We start from the raw sequence: 16,674 nt of genomic DNA on the forward strand, positions 1-16,674 counted from the left end.
TATTGCATGACTGACACCAAACGACTGCTGATGGAAGGCGCATCCGACGCCGTGGGCTTTGTCGGCGGCGCGCTGGCAGGCTTCTGGCTGGGCCGGTGGCTGGGTTTCGACATCTTTGCCGCAGGCTACGGCACCGCCAGCCTGGCGGGCATCGCGCTGGTGGGCCTGGGCGGGGGCCTGGGCCTGCATGCGGCGCGGCGCTGGCGCGCCAGCCGCCGCACGAAATCGGAGCAGTGACCATGGCGCTGGTGGAACCCGTCATCCTGCGCGACCGTGGCGTGCGCCTGGAGCCGCTGGCACTCGTCCACGCAGCGGGCCTGGCCGCTGCGGCGGCCGATGGCGAGCTGTGGAAGCTGCGCATCACCTCGGTGCCCGAGCCCGAGGGCACGCGCGCCTACATCGAAAGCGCGCTCGCCATGCGCGAGCAGGGCAACCGTTTTGCCTTTGCCGTGGTCGAAGACGCCACGGGCAAGGTCCTGGGCTCCACCAGCTACCACGACATCGTGCCTGCGGTGCGCCGCGTGGAGATCGGCTGGACTTGGTACTGCCAAAGCGTGCAGCGCACCCATGTCAACACCACCTGCAAACTGCTCATGATGGGCCACGCCTTCGACACGCTGGGCTGCCATGTGGTGGGCTGGCGCACCGACAACTACAACTTTGCCTCGCAACGCGCCATCGAGCGCCTGGGCGCCAGAAAGGATGGCGTGCTGCGCGGCCACGCGCTGCGCCGCGACGGCACCATCCGCGACACGGTGATGTACAGCATGCGCGCGGGCGAGTGGCCCGAGGCCCGGGCACAGTTGCTATATCTTTTAGAGCGTCATGCGCTTACCCGGTAAGTGCCGGAGGCCAGAATCATGCTGATCGACTTCTTCTACACCCTGCGCGCTGCCAAGCTGCCGGTTTCGGTCAAGGAATACCTCACCCTGCTCGAAGCCCTGCAGGCCGGCGTGGTGGGCCCCAAGTCGGACGATGCGTGGAGCCTGGACGACTTCTACAACCTCTCGCGCCTCACGCTGGTCAAGGACGAGAAGCACTACGACAAGTTCGACCGGGCGTTCGGCGCCTACTTCAAGGGCGTCGAAATGGTGGCCGACTTCACCAAGGAGATCCCCGCCGATTGGCTGCGCAAGATCCTGGAGAACGAACTCACGCCCGAGCAAAAGGCCGCCATCGAAAAGATGGGCTGGGACGAACTCATGGAGACGCTCAAGAAGCGCCTCGAAGAACAGAAAGAGCGCCACGAGGGCGGCAGCAAATGGATCGGCACGGGTGGCACCTCGCCCTTTGGCCACGGCGGCTACAACCCCCAGGGCATCCGGATTGGCGGTGCTGGCAAGAACAAGAGCGCCGTGAAGGTATGGGAGCAGCGCGCCTACAAGGACTACGACGACCAGCAGGAACTGGGTACGCGCAACATCAAGGTGGCCCTGCGCCGCCTGCGCAAGTTCGCGCGCGAGGGGCATGAGCTGGAGCTGGACCTGCCCGACACCATCCGCAGCACGGCAGCCAACGCCGGATACCTGGACATCAAGATGGTGCCCGAGCGCCATAACAACGTGAAGGTGCTGCTGCTCATGGACGTGGGCGGCACCATGGACGAACATATCCAGCGCGTGGAAGAACTGTTCAGTGCCGTGAAGACCGAGTTCAAGCACCTGGAGTTCTATTACTTCCACAACTGCGTGTACGACTTCATGTGGAAGAACAACCGCCGCAGGTTTGCCGAAAAATTCCCGACCTGGGACATCATCCGCAAGTACAACAAGGACTACAAGCTGATCTTCGTGGGCGACGCGACCATGAGCCCCTACGAGATCCTGCAGCCCGGCGGCAGCGTGGAATACAACAACGAGGAAGCCGGCGCCGAGTGGATCCAGCGCCTCACGCACGCTTTCCCCAAGTTTGCCTGGATCAACCCCGAACCCCAGGGTGTGTGGCAGTACCGCCAGAGCATCAGCATCATCCAGCAGCTCATCGGCAACCGCATGTACCCTTTGTCACTCAAGGGGCTGGAAGAAACCATGCGGCTGCTGTCAAAATAAGCACATGCCCATTGCGCCTCCAACGCCGGCCCGATGGCCGGCGTTGCTGTTTTTCTGCGTGGTGTGCCTGCAAGGCTGCAGTCTCCTGCCCCGGGGCGAACCAGATGCCGCCGCAGATGCTGCCGCCATTCCGGTCACTGACAGCTCCGCCTTGTCTGCCTTCACGCTCGAAGTGAACGCACCCGATGGTGTGCGCGAGACCCTGGAGCGCCATCTGGAGCTGCAGCGCCTGCTGGCCGCCGCCGACGCCAACGCGCGCGAACTGCTGGGCACGCTGGGCTACTTTGCGCCCACCATCACGGTGGTGATGACCGACACCCCGGCCAGCAGCGCCGCCTTGCACGCCGTGGCGGTAACGGTAGAGCCCGGCCCGCAGACCCGCATTGCCAGCACCCGCATCACCGTGGCCGAGCGCACCGACGAAGACACCGACAACCGCGCACGCCGGCAAGAGAGGTTGCAGCGCAACTGGTCGCTCCAGCCCGGCGAGCCCTTCACCCAGTCGGCCTGGGACAGCGCCAAGACCGACGGCCTGCGCCAGCTGCAGGTGCGGCGCTACCCCACGGCCCGCATTGCACAAAGCCGGGCCGAGGTGGATGCCGACACCCACCAGGCGGCGCTGAGCGTGACCTACGACACCGGCCCGGCCTACCGCTTCGGCCCGCTGGTGGTTGAGGGCAGCGAACGCTACGACCCCGATGGCGCACGGCGCCTGGCCCGCCTGCCCACCGGCGCTTTCTATGACGAGGCCGCGCTGATGGACACGCAGTTGCGCCTGGCCAGCAGCGGTTATTACGACGCAGTGTTCCTCACCCTCGACACCGAAGGCACCGACCCGCAATCAGCCCCCGTGGTGGCGCAGGTGCGCGAGGCGCGGCTGCAAAAGCTGGTGTTTGGCGCCGGCCTGTCCACCGACAGCGGCCCGCGCCTTTCGATGGACCACATCCACAACCAGCTGCCCGGCGTGGGCTGGCGTGCGGTCAGCAAGCTGTCGCTGGACCGCAAGACCAAGCTGGCAGGCACCGAGTGGACCGATCTGCCCGACGAGAACGGCTGGCGCTGGTTTGCCTCGGCCCAGGGGCAGCGCGAAACCACGGGCGACTACGAGGTCAACAGCGCGCGCCTGCGCACCGGCCGCAGCAAAAGCAGCACGCGCATCGACCGCAACTATTTTCTGCAATACGACTACGCCAACAGCCAGGGCCTGAACGCTCCGTCCTCGGCCACGGCGCTGACCCTGAACTACGGCTGGACGGGCCGCTATTTCAACAGCACCGTGGCGCCCACGCGCGGGCACGGGCTGGCGGTGGAACTGGGAGCAGGCACCACCTTCACCCCCGAGCGCGACCCGTTTGTGCGCGCGCTGCTGCGCTGGCAAGCGTTCCTGGCGGCAGGCCGCGTGCAGGCCGAAACCGGCGGCGCACGCAATGCCCGCGTTGCCCTGCGGGCCGAAGCCGGGGCCGTGCTGGCACGCCAGGCCGCGCAAATCCCGGTGACCCAGCTTTTCCTGACCGGCGGCGACACCACCGTGCGCGGCTATGGCTACCGCGCCATCGGCGCCCGCACCGAAAACAACCAGCTCTTTGGCGGCCGCTACCTGGCCCTGGCCAGCGCCGAATGGCAACGCCCCATTGTTTACAACGGCGCCCTGACCGACTGGGAGAGCGCGCTGTTCGTCGATGCCGGCGCCGTGGCCGACCGCGTGGGCGACATGGCCCCCCGCGTTGGCGTGGGCGCCGGTGTGCGCTGGCGCAGCCCAGTGGGCCCGCTGCAGGCCGACCTGGCCTATGGCGTGCAGGCAAAACAGCTGCGGCTGCATCTGCGCCTGGGGTTCAGCTTCTGATGCGCCACAAGCCACCAGCCCGGCGCGCACCCCCGGCAGACTTTTCGGCGGGCGGTGCCACGCCCTCCACTGCGCCCGCGCGTGGCCTGCGGACGCACCAGGCACTGCGCCTCACGGGCTGGCTGCTGGTGTGCCTGTGCGCCCTGGTGCTGGCAGCCGGCACGCTGGCCTGGTGGTGGTCGGGCCGCGACAGTTCCCTGGCGACCCTGCTGGCACGCGCAGCCCTGTACCTGCCTGCCGGCCAGACGCTGGAAAGCCGCGAGGTGAGCGGCTCGCTGCGCAGCGGTGGCCGCATTGGCTGGCTGCGCTGGAGCAGCCCCACGCTGCGCGTGGAAGTCAGCGATGCCCGTGTGGGCTGGCAGCTGGCGCCCTTGCTGCAGCGGCGCCTGGAACTGGGCGAGGTGCATGCCGCCCGCCTGGCGATCACCCCGCTGGGCCCGCCGAGCGCTGAATCCCCGACCCCGCTCGACACACTGGTGCTGCCGCTGCAGATCGGCCTGCCCTTTCGCATCGATCGCCTGCAGTGGGCTGGCACACCGGCCGTCGAAACAACAGCGCTGGTGGGCGACTACCGCTTTGACGGGCACCAGCACCATCTGTCGATCAGCGATGTAGCGCTGGCCCAGGGCCGCTACATCGCCCGCGCCACCCTGGACGCCCAGGCCCCCATGGCGCTCGACGCCACGGTGGACGGCAATCTGCACCAAGCCGTACCCGGCAGCGGCACCAGCGTGCAGGTGCAGGCCCACGCCACGCTCCAGGGCACGCTGTCCGGCGCGGCGGCGCAATTGCAGCTGGAGGCCCGTTTGCGCCCTGTCGCGCAGACCGCCCAGACCCCGCAGTCCGCCGAAGCCGCCACGCCCGAAGCCATGCAGGCCGACCTGCAGGCCACCCTGGCCCCGTGGGTGCCCCAGCCCGTGCAGCAAGTGCAAGCCGCGCTGCGTGCCGTCAACCTGGCCACGCTGTGGCCCCAGGCCCCCGCCACGCTGCTGCACGGCACGCTGCAGGCCGGCCCCACGGCAGCGCCGGGCTGGGCCGTGCAGGCGCAGATCCAGAATGCACTGGCAGGCCCGTGGGACCAATCACGCCTGCCGCTCACCGCCCTCGCGGCCAGCGCCACCTGGGATGGCACACGCTGGAGTGTTCCCGGCGCCACGGCCAGCGTGGGCCAGGGCACGGCCACCCTGCAGGGCCACTACACGCCCGCCACCGGCGCCATCGACGCTCAAGCCCAGCTGCGCCAACTGCCCCCCGAGGCACTGCACTCGGCACTGGCCGCCGCGCACCTGTCCGGCAGCGTGGTGGCGCAAACCCAGGGCAACGGCAGCGTGGCCTTCACGGCCGACATCGGGGCCGGCCAGGCCCGCGCGCCGCGTGGCCCTGCGCTGCGCATCAACACCCTGCAGGCCAGGGGGCAATGGCAGGCACAGGAAGGCGGCGGCACCGTGCGGCTGGATCGCCTGCTGGTCGATGCCATGCAGGCGCGGCTGCAAGCCACCGGGTTGCAGGTGGCGCTGGGCGCCATCGCCGTGCAAGGGCAAATGCAGCTCACGGTGCCCGGCGCCAGCGCCCACGCCCAGGGGGCTCTCGCACCCCGCACCGGCGCCGGCGAGCTGCAGCTGCAGTGGACCGACGCCGACCGCACCCAGCGCTGGCTGGCCCAGTTGCCGGGCCTGGCCGCCGCGCTGCCAGGCGTTGCGCTCAAGGGCCAGGCGCAACTGGCCGGCCGCTGGACGGGCGGCTGGCAAAGCCTGGCAGAGCAACTGCAGGCCGCCCGGGAGCGCAAGGCGCCGCCGGCGGACAAGGCCCCGTTCACGCTCCAGGCCACGCTGTCGGCCCCGCAATTCGACCTGACCCTGCCGCCAGGCGACGGCACCACCGCAGTGCCCACCTCCGTGCAGGTGCAATCGCTGCAGGCGCAGCTGTCGGGCTCGCTGGTGCAGGCCACGCTGGCACTGGACGGCCAGCTGCGCACGGGCCCGCTGCAGACCACGCTGCACACCCGCGTGGCGGGCGGGCTGGCATCCGCTGCGCTGTGGAAGGTGCAGGTGAACACGCTGCGGGTCCAGGTGCAAGACACCCAACGCCCCGGCCCCTGGACCCTGGCGCTTGCCGAGCCCCTGGCCATTTCGGCGCAGGTCGGCCCTGCCACCAGTGCACCCGGCGGGGTGGTGCTGCAGGCGGCGGCCGGTCAGGCCCGCCTCACCGGCCCGCTGCCCGGCAGCGTGGCGCTGCAATGGCAGCCCCTGCGCTACCAATCGGGGCCCGGCACGGCAATGCGCCTGCAAAGCCAGGGCCGCCTGCAGGGCCTGCCCTTTGCCTGGCTGGATGCCCTCGGGCTGGAAGGCGCGCCGGCCGTGGCCGGCCAGCCGGTGCAGCCGCTGCTGGCCCGCCTGGGCCTGGGCGGCGACATGCTGCTGGAAGGCCAGTGGAAGGTGGATGCCGGCGCCGCCCTGCGCGCCCAGGCCAGCCTGCGGCGCACCAGCGGCGACCTGCACATCCTCACGGGCGAAGCCACCCCGGTCACGGTGCTGCAAAGCAGCGGCCAGGGTACCGGCGCGGGCAGCCCCACTGCCATCACCGCCCCCCCGCCCGGCAACCGCGCTGGCGTGTACCAGGCCGAGCTGACGCTGGAGGCCGAGGACCAGGCCCTGCGCGCACGCCTGCTCTGGGCCAGCGAGCGCGCCGGCGAGATCGACGCCAGCGCCAGCACCCGCCTCACCCTGGGCGAGTCACTGGCGGATGCCACCTGGGCGCCCGACGCACCGCTGGCCGCCAGCGTGCGCGCCCGACTGCCCGACGTGGGCGTGTGGTCGGCCCTGGCCCCGCCAGGCTGGCGCGTGCGCGGCACCCTGGATGCCAACGCCACCCTGTCGGGCACGCGCAACGCCCCCCACTGGGCTGGCACGCTGGGCGCCGATGGCCTGGCCGTGCGCTCCGTCGTCGATGGGGTGGATCTGCAAAACGGCCAGTTGCGCGCCACGCTGCGGGGCAACCAGCTGGAGCTGACCGAATTGCGCCTGCAGGGCGGGCGCGGCAGCAACGCGCGCATTGCGGGTTTCAGCGGCAACCGCACGCCCGCGCCGCAAGACGGCGGCACCCTCACCGGCTCGGGCCGCCTTACCTGGGGTGAGCCCGGCGCAGGCCTGTCGGGCATGGCCATGGACATCACCGCCGAGGCCCGCGCGCTGCAGGTGCTGGTGCGCGCCGACCGCCAGGTCAGCGTGTCAGGCCAGGTGCAGGCGCAGTTGCAGCAAGGCCAGTTCAGCCTGCGCGGCAAGCTCACCACCGACCGCGCGACCGTCATCCTGCCCGACGAATCGGCGCCCCGCCTGGGCTCGGACGTGGTGGTGCGCTCGGCCGCGAAAGACCGCGAAGCCCAGGCCAAGGCCCAGGCAGCCGGCCGCGCCCACCAGAAAGCGGCGCAGGCCGAAACCACCCGGCCGCCCGCCGTGGCCATCACCCTCAACCTGGGCCGCGACTTCGCACTGCAGGGCCAGGGCATCACCACCCGCCTCACCGGCGAGCTGGACATCCGCAGCAGCACCGTGCCCGGCGCCCCGCCCCGCGTGACCGGCGAGGTGCGCACCGACGCAGGCCGCTACCGCGCCTGGGGCCAGATGCTGGACGTGGAGACGGGCCTGATCCGCTTCAACGGCCCCTACAACAACCCCGCGCTCGACATCCTGGCGCTGCGCCCCAACATCAGCGTGCGCGCCGGGGTGCAGGTCACCGGCACGGCCCTGGCGCCACGCGTGCGGCTGTATTCCGACCCCGAACTGCCCGACGCCGAAAAGCTCTCCTGGGTGGTGCTGGGCCGCGACGCGGCCAACGGCGGTGCCGAGGCCGCCGTGCTGCAGCAGGCGGCCCTCGCCCTGCTGGGCCGCGGCGGAGGTAGCGGCAACCCCACCGCCCAGGTGGCCAGCCGCCTGGGGCTGGACGAGATCGGTTTCAAGGGCTCCGGCGCCGGCGAAGACGCCGCCAGCGCCGCGCTGACCTTCGGCAAGCGCCTGTCCAAGGACATGTACGTGACCTACGAGCGCAGCCTGTCGGGCACGCTGGGCACGCTGTACATCTTCTACGACCTCTCGCGCCGCCTCACCCTGCGCGGCCAGACGGGCGAAAAAAGCGCGGTGGACATCATCTACACCGTGCGTTACGACTGATCCGGGCGCCGCTTTACAAGCCAAATACGCTCTTGACGCCCTTGCGAAAAGCGCTACCAGCTATCAATACAGAAGCACCGGAACGCGTACAATCCGCGCCTGCTTGCTCCTCATAGTTCAATGGATAGAACGAGTGCCTCCTAAGCGCTAGATGCAGGTTCGATTCCTGCTGAGGGGACCAGCGGATCGCCTCACACGGCATCCCAAAACATCCAGAATCCGCGTGTGCTCTGGCTTGCGGGCATTCCCCCACCTGCCGCGACCTCGCCCGCACATTCAGCGCTCGTCGCTGAAGCCGGTGCTGACATGGCTGCCGTCGCAAAATGGTTTGTTCCTGGACGCACCGCAGCGGCAAAGCGTCATGCGGTTGCGCACCTCGTATTCAAAACCGTCAGCGCCGATCAGCTGAACGCCGCCACGCAGCCCTATGGGCCCCGAGCAAGCCATGGCCGGGTCCTCGATCAACACCACCGAAGGCGCGTACTGCGGCTCCACCGGCTGGCCGGTGGCATTGGCCCAGGCCACAAGGCGCCCCGAGGGGCAATCACCGCACTGGCGCGCAAAATGCGCGCGCGCTGCCGGGACCTGTGATTCGCGGACCAGGTGCCATACCTTGCCATGGGGATCACAAAAGCGGGCCGATGCACACAGCGCCTCGACATCGGTCAGCGACATGGCCGGGCCTGGTATGCGCTGGGCCTGTTCCAGATAGGGGCGGCGGCTGGCGGTTTCCGTGCCGTCGAAGCCCACCCTGGCATGGCTGCCGTCGCAAAACGGCTTGTTGCCGCTGTGCCCGCAGCGGCACAGCGCGTATTGCATCTGTTCGGGGTAGGGCACCGCCGCGACCCATTCGACCGACTCGCCTTCGGTATTAGTGCCTATGGTCTGCTTGCGCAACGGCAGCTTGCCCGCGACGAGATAGGGACCATTGCTGGTGATGCGCACCTGCGCGCCCGCGGGTTTTTCGGAATCCATCGGTGGCCTCCTTGTGGCATGTGCGTCCGGCAGAGGATGACGGATCGGCGCCGTGCTGCTACTGTAGCCATTCGCGGCGCCAGCACAAGTCGTGCCCCTGTTACGGGCCGGGCCGACGCCATCCTGGAGGTCGCCATGGCTGATTCATCCACCCCCACGACTGCCTGGGTGCTTGCCGGCGGCGGCAGCTTCGGCGCGATCCAGGTCGGCATGCTGCACGCGCTCGTCGCGCATGGGCTGAGGCCCGATCTGGTGGTGGGCTCGTCGGTCGGCGCGATCAATGGCGCCTACTTTGCCGGAGCGCCCGATGGGGCCGGCCTGCAGCGACTGGCCGCCATCTGGTGCGGGCTGCGCCGCAGCATGGTGTTTCCGATCGCGTGGCGCAATCTGCTGGCCCGCACCGGCAGCGGCGGGTTCGCGGTCGATCCGTCGGGGCTGAGCGGCCTGCTCGAACAATGCCTGCCTTTTCGGTTGCTGGAGCAGGCGCGCGTGCCGGTGCATGTGGTCGCCACCGACCAGCTAGGCGGTGGAACGGTAGCGCTTTCGCGCGGCCCGGCTGTCGCAGCCGTACTGGCCAGCAGTGCGATCCCCGCCGTATTCCCCGCGGTGCGCATCGAGGGGCAGTTTCTTATCGACGGCGCAATTGCCAGCAATACGCCGATCAGCGTGGCCGTCGGACTGGGCGCGCGGCGCGTGATCGTGCTGCCCACGGGCTTTGCCTGCGCGCTCCAGACGCCGCCGCGCAGCGCCATCGCCAATGCCTTGCATGCCGTCACCCTGGTCATTGCACACCAGCTGGCCGACGAATTCGAGCAGTACCACACGCAGGCAGAGATCATCGTCGTGCCACCGCTGTGCCCGTTGTCGGCCTCGCCCTACGATTTTTCCCAGGCCGCCACATTGATCGAACGCGCCACCGCGCAGACCCGGCGCTGGCTGGAAACCGGTGGGCTGCAACGTTCGCAGTTCGCGCCTGCATTGCTGGCGCACGGGCATTGAGCGATCAAGAGAAATCCAGGGCATTTCGCCACCTACTGCTTTCCCACCCAGCGCCGGCTGCTCTTCTTTCAGGAGTTTCTACAGCTGAAATCCCACCGCCCGCACCACGCCCTCGGCGATGTCGCGCAGCCACGACGGCTGGCGCGCATGGTGCGGCTGGGCCGTGGCGATCTGGCGGGCGCACCAGTCAGACAGCCATTGCACCTGCGCACGCTCGTAAAAGGCCGTCATGCTTTCGTAGTTGAGGAACAGGCTGCGCGCATCCAGGTTCAGCGAACCGGTGAGCGCCATGCTGTCGTCGATGAGCACCGCCTTGGCATGCACCATGCCGGGGGCCAGCCACACCTGCGCGCCCGCGGCGGCCAGCTGGCGCAGGGCGCGTTCGCGGGCCCAATCGGCCAGGCGGTGGTTGGAGCGGGCGGGCACGATCAGGTGCACCTGCACCCCGCGCCGGCAGGCAATGCACCAGGCGTCGAGCAAGGCCTCGTCGGGCACGAAATACGGGGTGATCGCCACGATGCGCCGCTGCGCGTGGTAGGCCGCCGTGAGCAGCAGGGCATAGGCAGTGTCGTCGGGCTGGTCGGGGCCGCTGGGCACCCACTGGGCCAGCGCACCGCCGGGCGGGCCGACCAGCGCATGGCGCGGAGGCGGCAGGTGGCGGGTAAAGCGCACGCGGCCCGTGGCCGCGCGCCAGTCGGCCCGGAACTGCGCCTGGGCCAGCGCGGCCAGCGGGCCTTCGACATCGAAGCTCAGGTCCAGCCAGGCGGGCCTGTCCGGGCGGTCCACAAAGTATTCGCTGGCCAGGTTGCGCCCACCGCTCCACAGGCGTGCCCCGTCGGCCACAGCCATCTTGCGGTGGTTGCGCAAGTTGGTGCGCCCGCGCATGGGGTTGTGCAGCATGGGCATGAAGCGGCGCACCTGCACGCCCTGGCGGCTGAGCTGGCGCAGCATGGCGGCCGGGGTGCGCCAGCTGCCCACGGCATCCAGCAGCAGCCGCGTGGCCACGCCGCGCTGGGCGCACCGCGTCAGGGCCTGGGCCACGCGCGCGCCCACCGCATCGTGGCCGAAGACAAAGGTGCACACATCCAGGCTGTGCTGGGCGGAATCGATGAGCGCCAGCAGGGCTTGCAGCGCCTCGGGGCCATCTTCGTGGAAGTGGACACGGGCATTGCGCACGGCGGGCGCCAGGTCCATGCCCGCCAGCAGGCGCGTGGCCCAGGCCGGGCCCTCACCCGTCGCCGCAGGGCCGGCCACCGCCCCATCGCCAGGCCGATGGGGCAGGCGCAAGGGCCGCGCAAACTTGCGCGAACCCACCAGCAGGAACAGGGGCAGCGCCACATAGGGAAAAGCCACGATGCCCACCACCCACGCCAGCGCCGCCGAAGGATGGCGCCGCTGGTGGTCGATGCGGGTCAGCATCACATACACCAGCAGGCCCGCAGCCACCACGATGGCGTGCCCCAGACCCGACAGCAGCACCAGGCCGGTCATGCAACACCCAGGAGCCCGCGGGCCCATGTGGCAACGCAGGCGAAACGCAGCCAGTGGCCCCTTGCGACGCTGCGCGAAAAATCATCGGATGCAAGCAATCCCATGGCACCCGAGCATAGCGGGCGCGCAGGGCGGGCGCCATGCCCCGGCTCCCGGCGTGCTTCAGGTGCGGGCGCGCAGCGTGCGGCTGAGCAGAATCACCGGTACCAGCCCCACGGCCACCAGCGCCAGCGAAGGCAGGGCCGCCTCGCCCAGGCGTTCATCGCGCGCCAGCTGGTAAGCCACCACGGCCAGGGTGTCGCTGTTGAAGGGGCGCAGCACCATGGTGGCGGGCAGCTCTTTCATCACGTCCACGAACACCAGCAGCGCCGCAGCGGCGGTGGAGCGCCGCAGCAGCGGCCAGTGCACGCGGGCCATCAGGCGGGCGCTGCCCGCGCCCAGCATGCGCGCAGAGTCGTCCAGGCTGGGGGGAATGCGCGCATAGCCGCTTTGCACCGACTGCAGCGCCACCGCGCAAAAGCGCACCAGATACGCCCACACAATGCCCACCGCCGTGGTGGTGACCAGCGCGCCCACGCCCCACTGCGGCACGCGCGCCTGCAGCCAGCCCACCGGCAGCAGCAGGCCCACCACGATGACCGCGCCCGGCACGGCGTAGCCCACGCTGGCCAGCCGCACCACGCCGCGTGTCAGCAGATCGGGCTTGCGGCGCACGGCAAAGGCCAGCGCCAGGGCCACGGCCACGGCCAGACCGGCGGTGATGCCCCCCAGCCACACGCTGTTCCAGGCCCATTCGAGAAAGCGGTCCCAGGGCAGCACCGACCAGTCGGACGCCAGTGGTCGCAGCATGAAGGCCACCGGTGCCACGAAGCCCATGAACACGGGCAGCGTGCACACGCCCCAGGCCAGGCCGCGCGCCAGGCCGCGCAGTGGCACGGGCTGGGCCTCGGTGGCGCCCGCGTGGCCGGTGCCCTTGGCGGTGAAGCGCATGCGCCGCTCGGCGCGGTGCTCCAGCCACAGCAGCAGCAGCACCAGGGCCAGCAGCATGGTGGACAGCTGGGCAGCGGCAATGCGGTTGTCCATGGACAGCCAGGCCTTGATGATGCCGGTGGTGAAGGTCTGGATGCCGAAGTAGCTGGTCACGCCAAAATCGGCCAGGGTTTCCATCAGCGCCAGTGCCACGCCAGCCGCCACGGCCGGGCGGGCCAGCGGCAGCGCAATGGTGGCGATGCGCCGGGACAGCGGCGCGCCCAGCAGGCGTGCCGCCTCCATCAGGTGCGCCGCGCGCTCGCCCAGCGCCGTGCGCGCCAGCAGATAGACATAGGGATAGAGCGAGAAGGTGAAGACCCAGATGGCGCCCCACAGGCTGCGCACCTCTGGCAGCAGGCGCCCCTCCAGCCCGAAGGTCTCGCGCAGCGCCACCTGCAACGGCCCGCTGAACTGCAGAAAGTCGGTGTAGGCATAGGCCGTGACATAGGCCGGCATGGCCAGCGGCAGCAGCAGCAGCCACTCGAACGTGCGCCGGCCCGGAAAATCAAACAGCGTGACAGCCGCCGCTGCCGCGGTGCCCACCACGGCAGCGCCCACCCCCACCCACAGGCCCAGCCACAGCGTGGTCCACAGGTAGCGGGGCAGCACGGTGCTGGCCATCTCGCGCAGGATGGCGCCGGTATCGGCCTGCACCCCGCCCCAGGGCAGCCACGACGCCAGCAGCGCCAAGACGGGCAAGGCCAGCAGGCCCACCAGCAGGATCAGCGGCAGGGTCGATAAAGAAAAGCGGGTGCGGGGCAAGGCAGGGGCTCGGCAAATGAGGGAATGGCACTACCGACCCACAGGGGCGTCCAGGAATGCAAATGCGAATTTTAAGCATTCGCTCCGCCCCACTAGAATCAAGCGATGTTTCTTGAGGTTTCCCAACTGGAAGTGCGTTACGCAGGCCGTTCCCAGGCGGCTGTCCAGGGCGTCACGCTGGGGCTGCATGCGGGCGATATCGGCGTGCTGATCGGCCCCTCGGGCTGCGGCAAGACCACGCTGCTGCGCGCCGTGGCGGGGCTGGAGCCGGTATCGGCCGGCGAGATCCGCCTGAAGCAACAGCTGGTGGGCAGCGCGCACCTGAACGTGCCGCCCGAATCGCGGCGCATCGGCATGGTGTTCCAGGACTACGCCCTGTTTCCGCACCTGAGCGTGGAGCGCAACGTGGCCTTCGGCATCCACCAGCTGCCCCGGGCCGAGCAGGCCGCCCGCGTGGCCGAGGCCCTGCAACTGGTGGGGCTGGAAGGCAGCGGCGCGCGCTTTCCGCACGAGCTTTCGGGCGGACAGCAGCAGCGCGTGGCCCTGGCGCGGGCCCTGGCCCCGCGCCCACAGCTCATGCTGCTGGACGAGCCGTTTTCCAACCTCGATGTCGATCTGCGCGAGCGCCTGGCGCACGAGGTGCGCGACATCCTCAAGGCCGCCGGGGCCACGGCGCTGTTCGTCACGCACGACCAGTTCGAGGCCTTTGCGATCGGCGATGTGATTGGCGTCATGCACGAAGGCCACCTGCACCAGTGGGACGACGCCTACACCCTCTACCACCGGCCGGCCACCCGCTTTGTGGCCGACTTCATCGGCCACGGCGTCTTTACCCCCGCCAGGCTGGTGCAGCGCGGCAACAACGTGGTGGCGCAGACCCCGCTGGGCGACCTGACCGATCTGGCCGAATGCCCCCTGCCCGCCAGCTACCCCGGCGGCGAGTGCGATGTGCTGCTGCGCGCCGATGACGTGGTGCACGACGACCATGCGCCCGTGCAGGCGCAGATTCTGCGCAAATCGTTTCGCGGCTCGGAGTTTCTGTACACGCTGCGCCTGGCCAGCGGCCAGACCCTGATGGCCCATGTGCCCAGCCACCACAACCACGCCGTGGGCGAGTGGATTGGCATCCGGGCGCAGGTCGATCACGTGGTCACGTTTGCGCGCGACTGATGAGCTTTTGGATCAAATAGGCAGATAGCGCCTATCTGGAAAGCGTCAGCAGCTATCAAAATAGCAGCAAATTACACCGCGACAACACGGCGAGCGCGAGAATGGTGAATCCGCCTCAAGCCTGGCGCAGGCGGTCCACGGTGTCGTGCAGGTGCTGCGTCCACTCGCGCCGGTCCCGGCCGCCGGCCTGCTCGGGCACGCCGTAGTGCACCACCGCCTCGATCGCGGGCGCACGCAGGGTGCGCCAGATGGAACCCACCAGGGTTTCATCGCCGATGTAGCTGGGCGCGAAACTGGTCGCACCCCGCACCTTGTCGACAAAGCGCAGGCCCACCGGCTGCACGAAGGCGTTGGCCGTCACCGCCGCCTGCAGCAGATTGGCATGGAACGGCAGCATGGCCCGCCCGTCGCCCGTGGTGCCTTCCGGAAACACCGCCAGCACCTCCCCGCGCCCCAGCGCCTCGTGCATGGAGCGCACCATGCGCAGCGCATCGCGGCGCGAGTTGCGTTCGATGTACAGGGTGCCCGCGGCGGTGGCCAGCGTGCCGACCAGCGGCCAGGCCTGCACATCCGATTTGGAGACAAAACGGCAATGCCGCGCCGCGTGCATGACCGGGATGTCGAGCCATGAGAGGTGATTGGCCACCAGCATCACCGGCCCGCCCACGGGCGGTGTGCCCAGAATGCGCAGCGACACGCCCGCACGGGCCAGCAACTGCATGGACCAGGCCTGCACCCGGGCATGCTGCTGGTCGGGCGACAGCGCCGGAAAGCGCACCGCCACGATCACCAGGCCCTTGAGAATGTGGCCCAGCACACGCAGCAGGCGCCAGCAGGCGCGCAGATCCCTCATGTCACCTCAGCTCCGTTCAAATGCGACTTGCCCGCCCACCAGCGTGGCGCGCACCTGGCCCGGCAGCTCGTAGCCGGAGAACGGCGTGTGCTTGCCCTGGCTGCGCAGCGCGTCGTCCTGCACCGTCCACGCGGCCTGGGGATCGAAGATGCACAGGTCACCCACGCCACCTTCGACGATCTGGCCCACGCTGGCCTGCAAGGTGCCTAAAGCGCTGCCCAGCACCCGCGCCGGCTCGGAGGTGACCGTGGCCAGGGCGCGCACGAACGGCACGCCGCTGTCCTGCGACCACTTGAGCGCCAGCGAGAGCAGCAGCTCCAGTCCAGTGGCGCCGGGCTCCGCCTCGGCAAACGGCAGGGTCTTGGCGTCTTCATCGACGGGCGTGTGGTCGGACACCAGCGCATCGATGGTGCCGTCGGCCAGCGCCGCGTTGAGCGCATCGCGGTCGCGCTGCTGGCGCAGCGGAGGCGACAGGCGGGCGCGGCTGTCGAAGAAGCCGATGTCCACATCCGTGAGGTGCAGCGAGTTGATGCTCACATCGGCCGTGACCTTGAGGCCCTCGGCCTTGGCGCGGCGCAGCAGTTCCACGCCGGCGGCGCTGCTGATGCGGCACAGGTGCACGCGGGCGCCGGTGGTCTTGAGCAGCTCGAAGATGGTGTGCAGCGCAATGGTCTCGGCCGCCACGGGCACACCCGACAGGCCCAGGCGCGTGGCCAGTGGGCCGCTGGCGGCCACGCCCTTGCCCAGGTGCATCTCTTGCGGGCGCAGCCACACGGTGTAGCCAAAGGTGGCGGCGTATTGCAGCGCGCGCTGCAGCACCTGCGTGCTGGCCAGCGGCACCTCGGCCTGGCCAAAGCCCACGCAGCCCGATTCGGTGAGCTCGGCCATCTCGGTCAGCACCTCGCCCGCCAGGCCGCGCGTGAGCGCGCCCAGCGGGAACAGGCGCGACTGGTGCAGCTTCTCGGCGCGGAACTTGAGCATTTCCACCAGGCCGGGCTCGTCGAGCACGGGGTCGGTGTCGGGCGGGCAGACCAGGCTGGTCACGCCACCGGCCACGGCCGCCGCCATTTCGGATTCGAGCATGCCTTCGTGCTCGTGGCCGGGCTCGCGCAGGCGCGCGGCCAAGTCCACCAGGCCGGGCAAGACGATGCAGCCTGCGGCATGGATGGTGCGGTTGGGCGCAAAGTCGGGTGGCACGCGGTTCACCCCGACGATGCGGCCCGCTGCCAGCGCGATGTCGCAGGTCTGGTCGAAGCCCGAGGCGGGGTCGATCACCCGGCCGTTCTGGATCAGGATTTTCATGATTTCAAGCCAAATTGGCTGCTAGTTCTTAGAGGG

12 protein-coding genes, 1 tRNA gene and 1 pseudogene are annotated in these 16,674 nt (G+C 69.7%); 8 read left to right on the forward strand and 6 right to left on the reverse strand.

What is annotated here, in order from left to right; translation table 11 throughout:
* Nucleotides 1–6 precede the first annotated feature (6 nt).
* The 6 genes from BLW02_RS02755 to BLW02_RS02780 all read left to right on the forward strand — a co-directional run bounded on the left by BLW02_RS02755 (nt 7) and on the right by BLW02_RS02780 (nt 8,238).
* A complete protein-coding gene (locus tag BLW02_RS02755) occupies nt 7–237 on the forward strand; it encodes a hypothetical protein (RefSeq protein ID WP_092696903.1) in 231 nt (76 codons plus the stop codon).
* A gap of 2 nt (nt 238–239) precedes the next feature.
* Nucleotides 240–842 carry a GNAT family N-acetyltransferase gene (locus tag BLW02_RS02760; protein WP_092696904.1) on the forward strand — a complete coding sequence of 201 codons (603 nt, stop codon included), beginning with the start codon at nt 240–242 and terminating at the stop codon, nt 840–842.
* An 18-nt stretch (nt 843–860) separates the two neighbouring features.
* The gene (locus BLW02_RS02765) at nt 861–2,048 is read left to right on the forward strand and encodes a vWA domain-containing protein (protein WP_092697003.1); all 1,188 of its coding nucleotides are present in this window, start codon (nt 861–863) and stop codon (nt 2,046–2,048) included.
* A 4-nt stretch (nt 2,049–2,052) separates the two neighbouring features.
* Nucleotides 2,053–3,891: an autotransporter assembly complex protein TamA gene (locus tag BLW02_RS02770; protein WP_092696905.1), complete on the forward strand. Its 1,839-nt coding sequence runs from the start codon at nt 2,053–2,055 to the stop codon at nt 3,889–3,891.
* Nucleotides 3,891–8,057: a translocation/assembly module TamB domain-containing protein gene (locus BLW02_RS02775; RefSeq protein WP_092696906.1), complete on the forward strand. Its 4,167-nt coding sequence runs from the start codon at nt 3,891–3,893 to the stop codon at nt 8,055–8,057. The genes BLW02_RS02770 and BLW02_RS02775 overlap by 1 nt, the downstream gene beginning before the upstream one ends.
* Nucleotides 8,058–8,163: 106 nt before the next feature.
* A tRNA-Arg gene (locus tag BLW02_RS02780) sits at nt 8,164–8,238 on the forward strand.
* A 95-nt stretch (nt 8,239–8,333) separates the two neighbouring features.
* Here BLW02_RS02780 and BLW02_RS20355 read toward each other — a convergent pair.
* Together BLW02_RS20355 and BLW02_RS20360 are read right to left on the reverse strand one after the other, a co-directional pair.
* Nucleotides 8,334–8,732 (reverse strand): CDGSH iron-sulfur domain-containing protein, encoded by a 399-nt coding sequence (locus BLW02_RS20355; RefSeq protein ID WP_342029659.1) that lies wholly within the window; start codon nt 8,730–8,732, stop codon nt 8,334–8,336.
* Between the two features lie 63 nt (nt 8,733–8,795).
* A pseudogene (locus BLW02_RS20360) lies at nt 8,796–9,032 on the reverse strand (CDGSH iron-sulfur domain-containing protein); the annotation flags it as partial.
* Between the two features lie 135 nt (nt 9,033–9,167).
* On the opposite strand from BLW02_RS20360, the gene BLW02_RS02790 reads away from it, so the two are divergent.
* Nucleotides 9,168–10,031 carry a patatin-like phospholipase family protein gene (locus BLW02_RS02790; protein ID WP_092696908.1) on the forward strand — a complete coding sequence of 288 codons (864 nt, stop codon included), beginning with the start codon at nt 9,168–9,170 and terminating at the stop codon, nt 10,029–10,031.
* A gap of 78 nt (nt 10,032–10,109) precedes the next feature.
* Here the strand turns inward: BLW02_RS02790 and BLW02_RS02795 are convergent, their stop codons facing one another.
* Together BLW02_RS02795 and BLW02_RS02800 are read right to left on the reverse strand one after the other, a co-directional pair.
* Nucleotides 10,110–11,522 (reverse strand): phospholipase D-like domain-containing protein, encoded by a 1,413-nt coding sequence (locus BLW02_RS02795; RefSeq protein WP_092696909.1) that lies wholly within the window; start codon nt 11,520–11,522, stop codon nt 10,110–10,112.
* A 162-nt stretch (nt 11,523–11,684) separates the two neighbouring features.
* Nucleotides 11,685–13,313 carry an ABC transporter permease gene (locus BLW02_RS02800; protein ID WP_092696910.1) on the reverse strand — a complete coding sequence of 543 codons (1,629 nt, stop codon included), beginning with the start codon at nt 13,311–13,313 and terminating at the stop codon, nt 11,685–11,687.
* A gap of 105 nt (nt 13,314–13,418) precedes the next feature.
* Here BLW02_RS02800 and BLW02_RS02805 point away from each other — a divergent pair, with 105 nt between their 5' ends.
* Nucleotides 13,419–14,483: an ABC transporter ATP-binding protein gene (locus BLW02_RS02805; protein ID WP_092696911.1), complete on the forward strand. Its 1,065-nt coding sequence runs from the start codon at nt 13,419–13,421 to the stop codon at nt 14,481–14,483.
* Between the two features lie 115 nt (nt 14,484–14,598).
* Here the strand turns inward: BLW02_RS02805 and BLW02_RS02810 are convergent, their stop codons facing one another.
* Together BLW02_RS02810 and BLW02_RS02815 are read right to left on the reverse strand one after the other, a co-directional pair.
* Nucleotides 14,599–15,336: a lysophospholipid acyltransferase family protein gene (locus BLW02_RS02810; protein ID WP_092696912.1), complete on the reverse strand. Its 738-nt coding sequence runs from the start codon at nt 15,334–15,336 to the stop codon at nt 14,599–14,601.
* 6 nt (nt 15,337–15,342) lie between these two features.
* Nucleotides 15,343–16,638, reverse strand: coding sequence for a dihydroorotase (locus BLW02_RS02815; RefSeq protein WP_092696913.1), 1,296 nt, complete (start codon nt 16,636–16,638; stop codon nt 15,343–15,345).
* Nucleotides 16,639–16,674: the final 36 nt, after the last annotated feature.

It is taken from the genome of Acidovorax soli, from assembly GCF_900107605.1.
In the GTDB taxonomy this organism is placed as follows: domain Bacteria; phylum Pseudomonadota; class Gammaproteobacteria; order Burkholderiales; family Burkholderiaceae_C; genus Acidovorax; species Acidovorax soli.

Bases quoted from the DNA above. Each gene is read 5' to 3' on its own strand.
- BLW02_RS02755 (WP_092696903.1), top strand. From the start codon at position 7: ATGACTGACACCAAACGACTGCTGATGGAAGGCGCATCCGACGCCGTG.
- BLW02_RS02760 (WP_092696904.1), top strand. From the start codon at position 240: ATGGCGCTGGTGGAACCCGTCATCCTGCGCGACCGTGGCGTGCGCCTG.
- BLW02_RS02765 (WP_092697003.1), top strand. From the start codon at position 861: ATGCTGATCGACTTCTTCTACACCCTGCGCGCTGCCAAGCTGCCGGTT.
- BLW02_RS02770 (WP_092696905.1), top strand. From the start codon at position 2,053: ATGCCCATTGCGCCTCCAACGCCGGCCCGATGGCCGGCGTTGCTGTTT.
- BLW02_RS02775 (WP_092696906.1), top strand. From the start codon at position 3,891: ATGCGCCACAAGCCACCAGCCCGGCGCGCACCCCCGGCAGACTTTTCG.
- BLW02_RS20355 (WP_342029659.1), bottom strand. From the start codon at position 8,732: ATGTCGCTGACCGATGTCGAGGCGCTGTGTGCATCGGCCCGCTTTTGT.
- BLW02_RS02790 (WP_092696908.1), top strand. From the start codon at position 9,168: ATGGCTGATTCATCCACCCCCACGACTGCCTGGGTGCTTGCCGGCGGC.
- BLW02_RS02795 (WP_092696909.1), bottom strand. From the start codon at position 11,522: ATGACCGGCCTGGTGCTGCTGTCGGGTCTGGGGCACGCCATCGTGGTG.
- BLW02_RS02805 (WP_092696911.1), top strand. From the start codon at position 13,419: ATGTTTCTTGAGGTTTCCCAACTGGAAGTGCGTTACGCAGGCCGTTCC.
- BLW02_RS02810 (WP_092696912.1), bottom strand. From the start codon at position 15,336: ATGAGGGATCTGCGCGCCTGCTGGCGCCTGCTGCGTGTGCTGGGCCAC.
- BLW02_RS02815 (WP_092696913.1), bottom strand. From the start codon at position 16,638: ATGAAAATCCTGATCCAGAACGGCCGGGTGATCGACCCCGCCTCGGGC.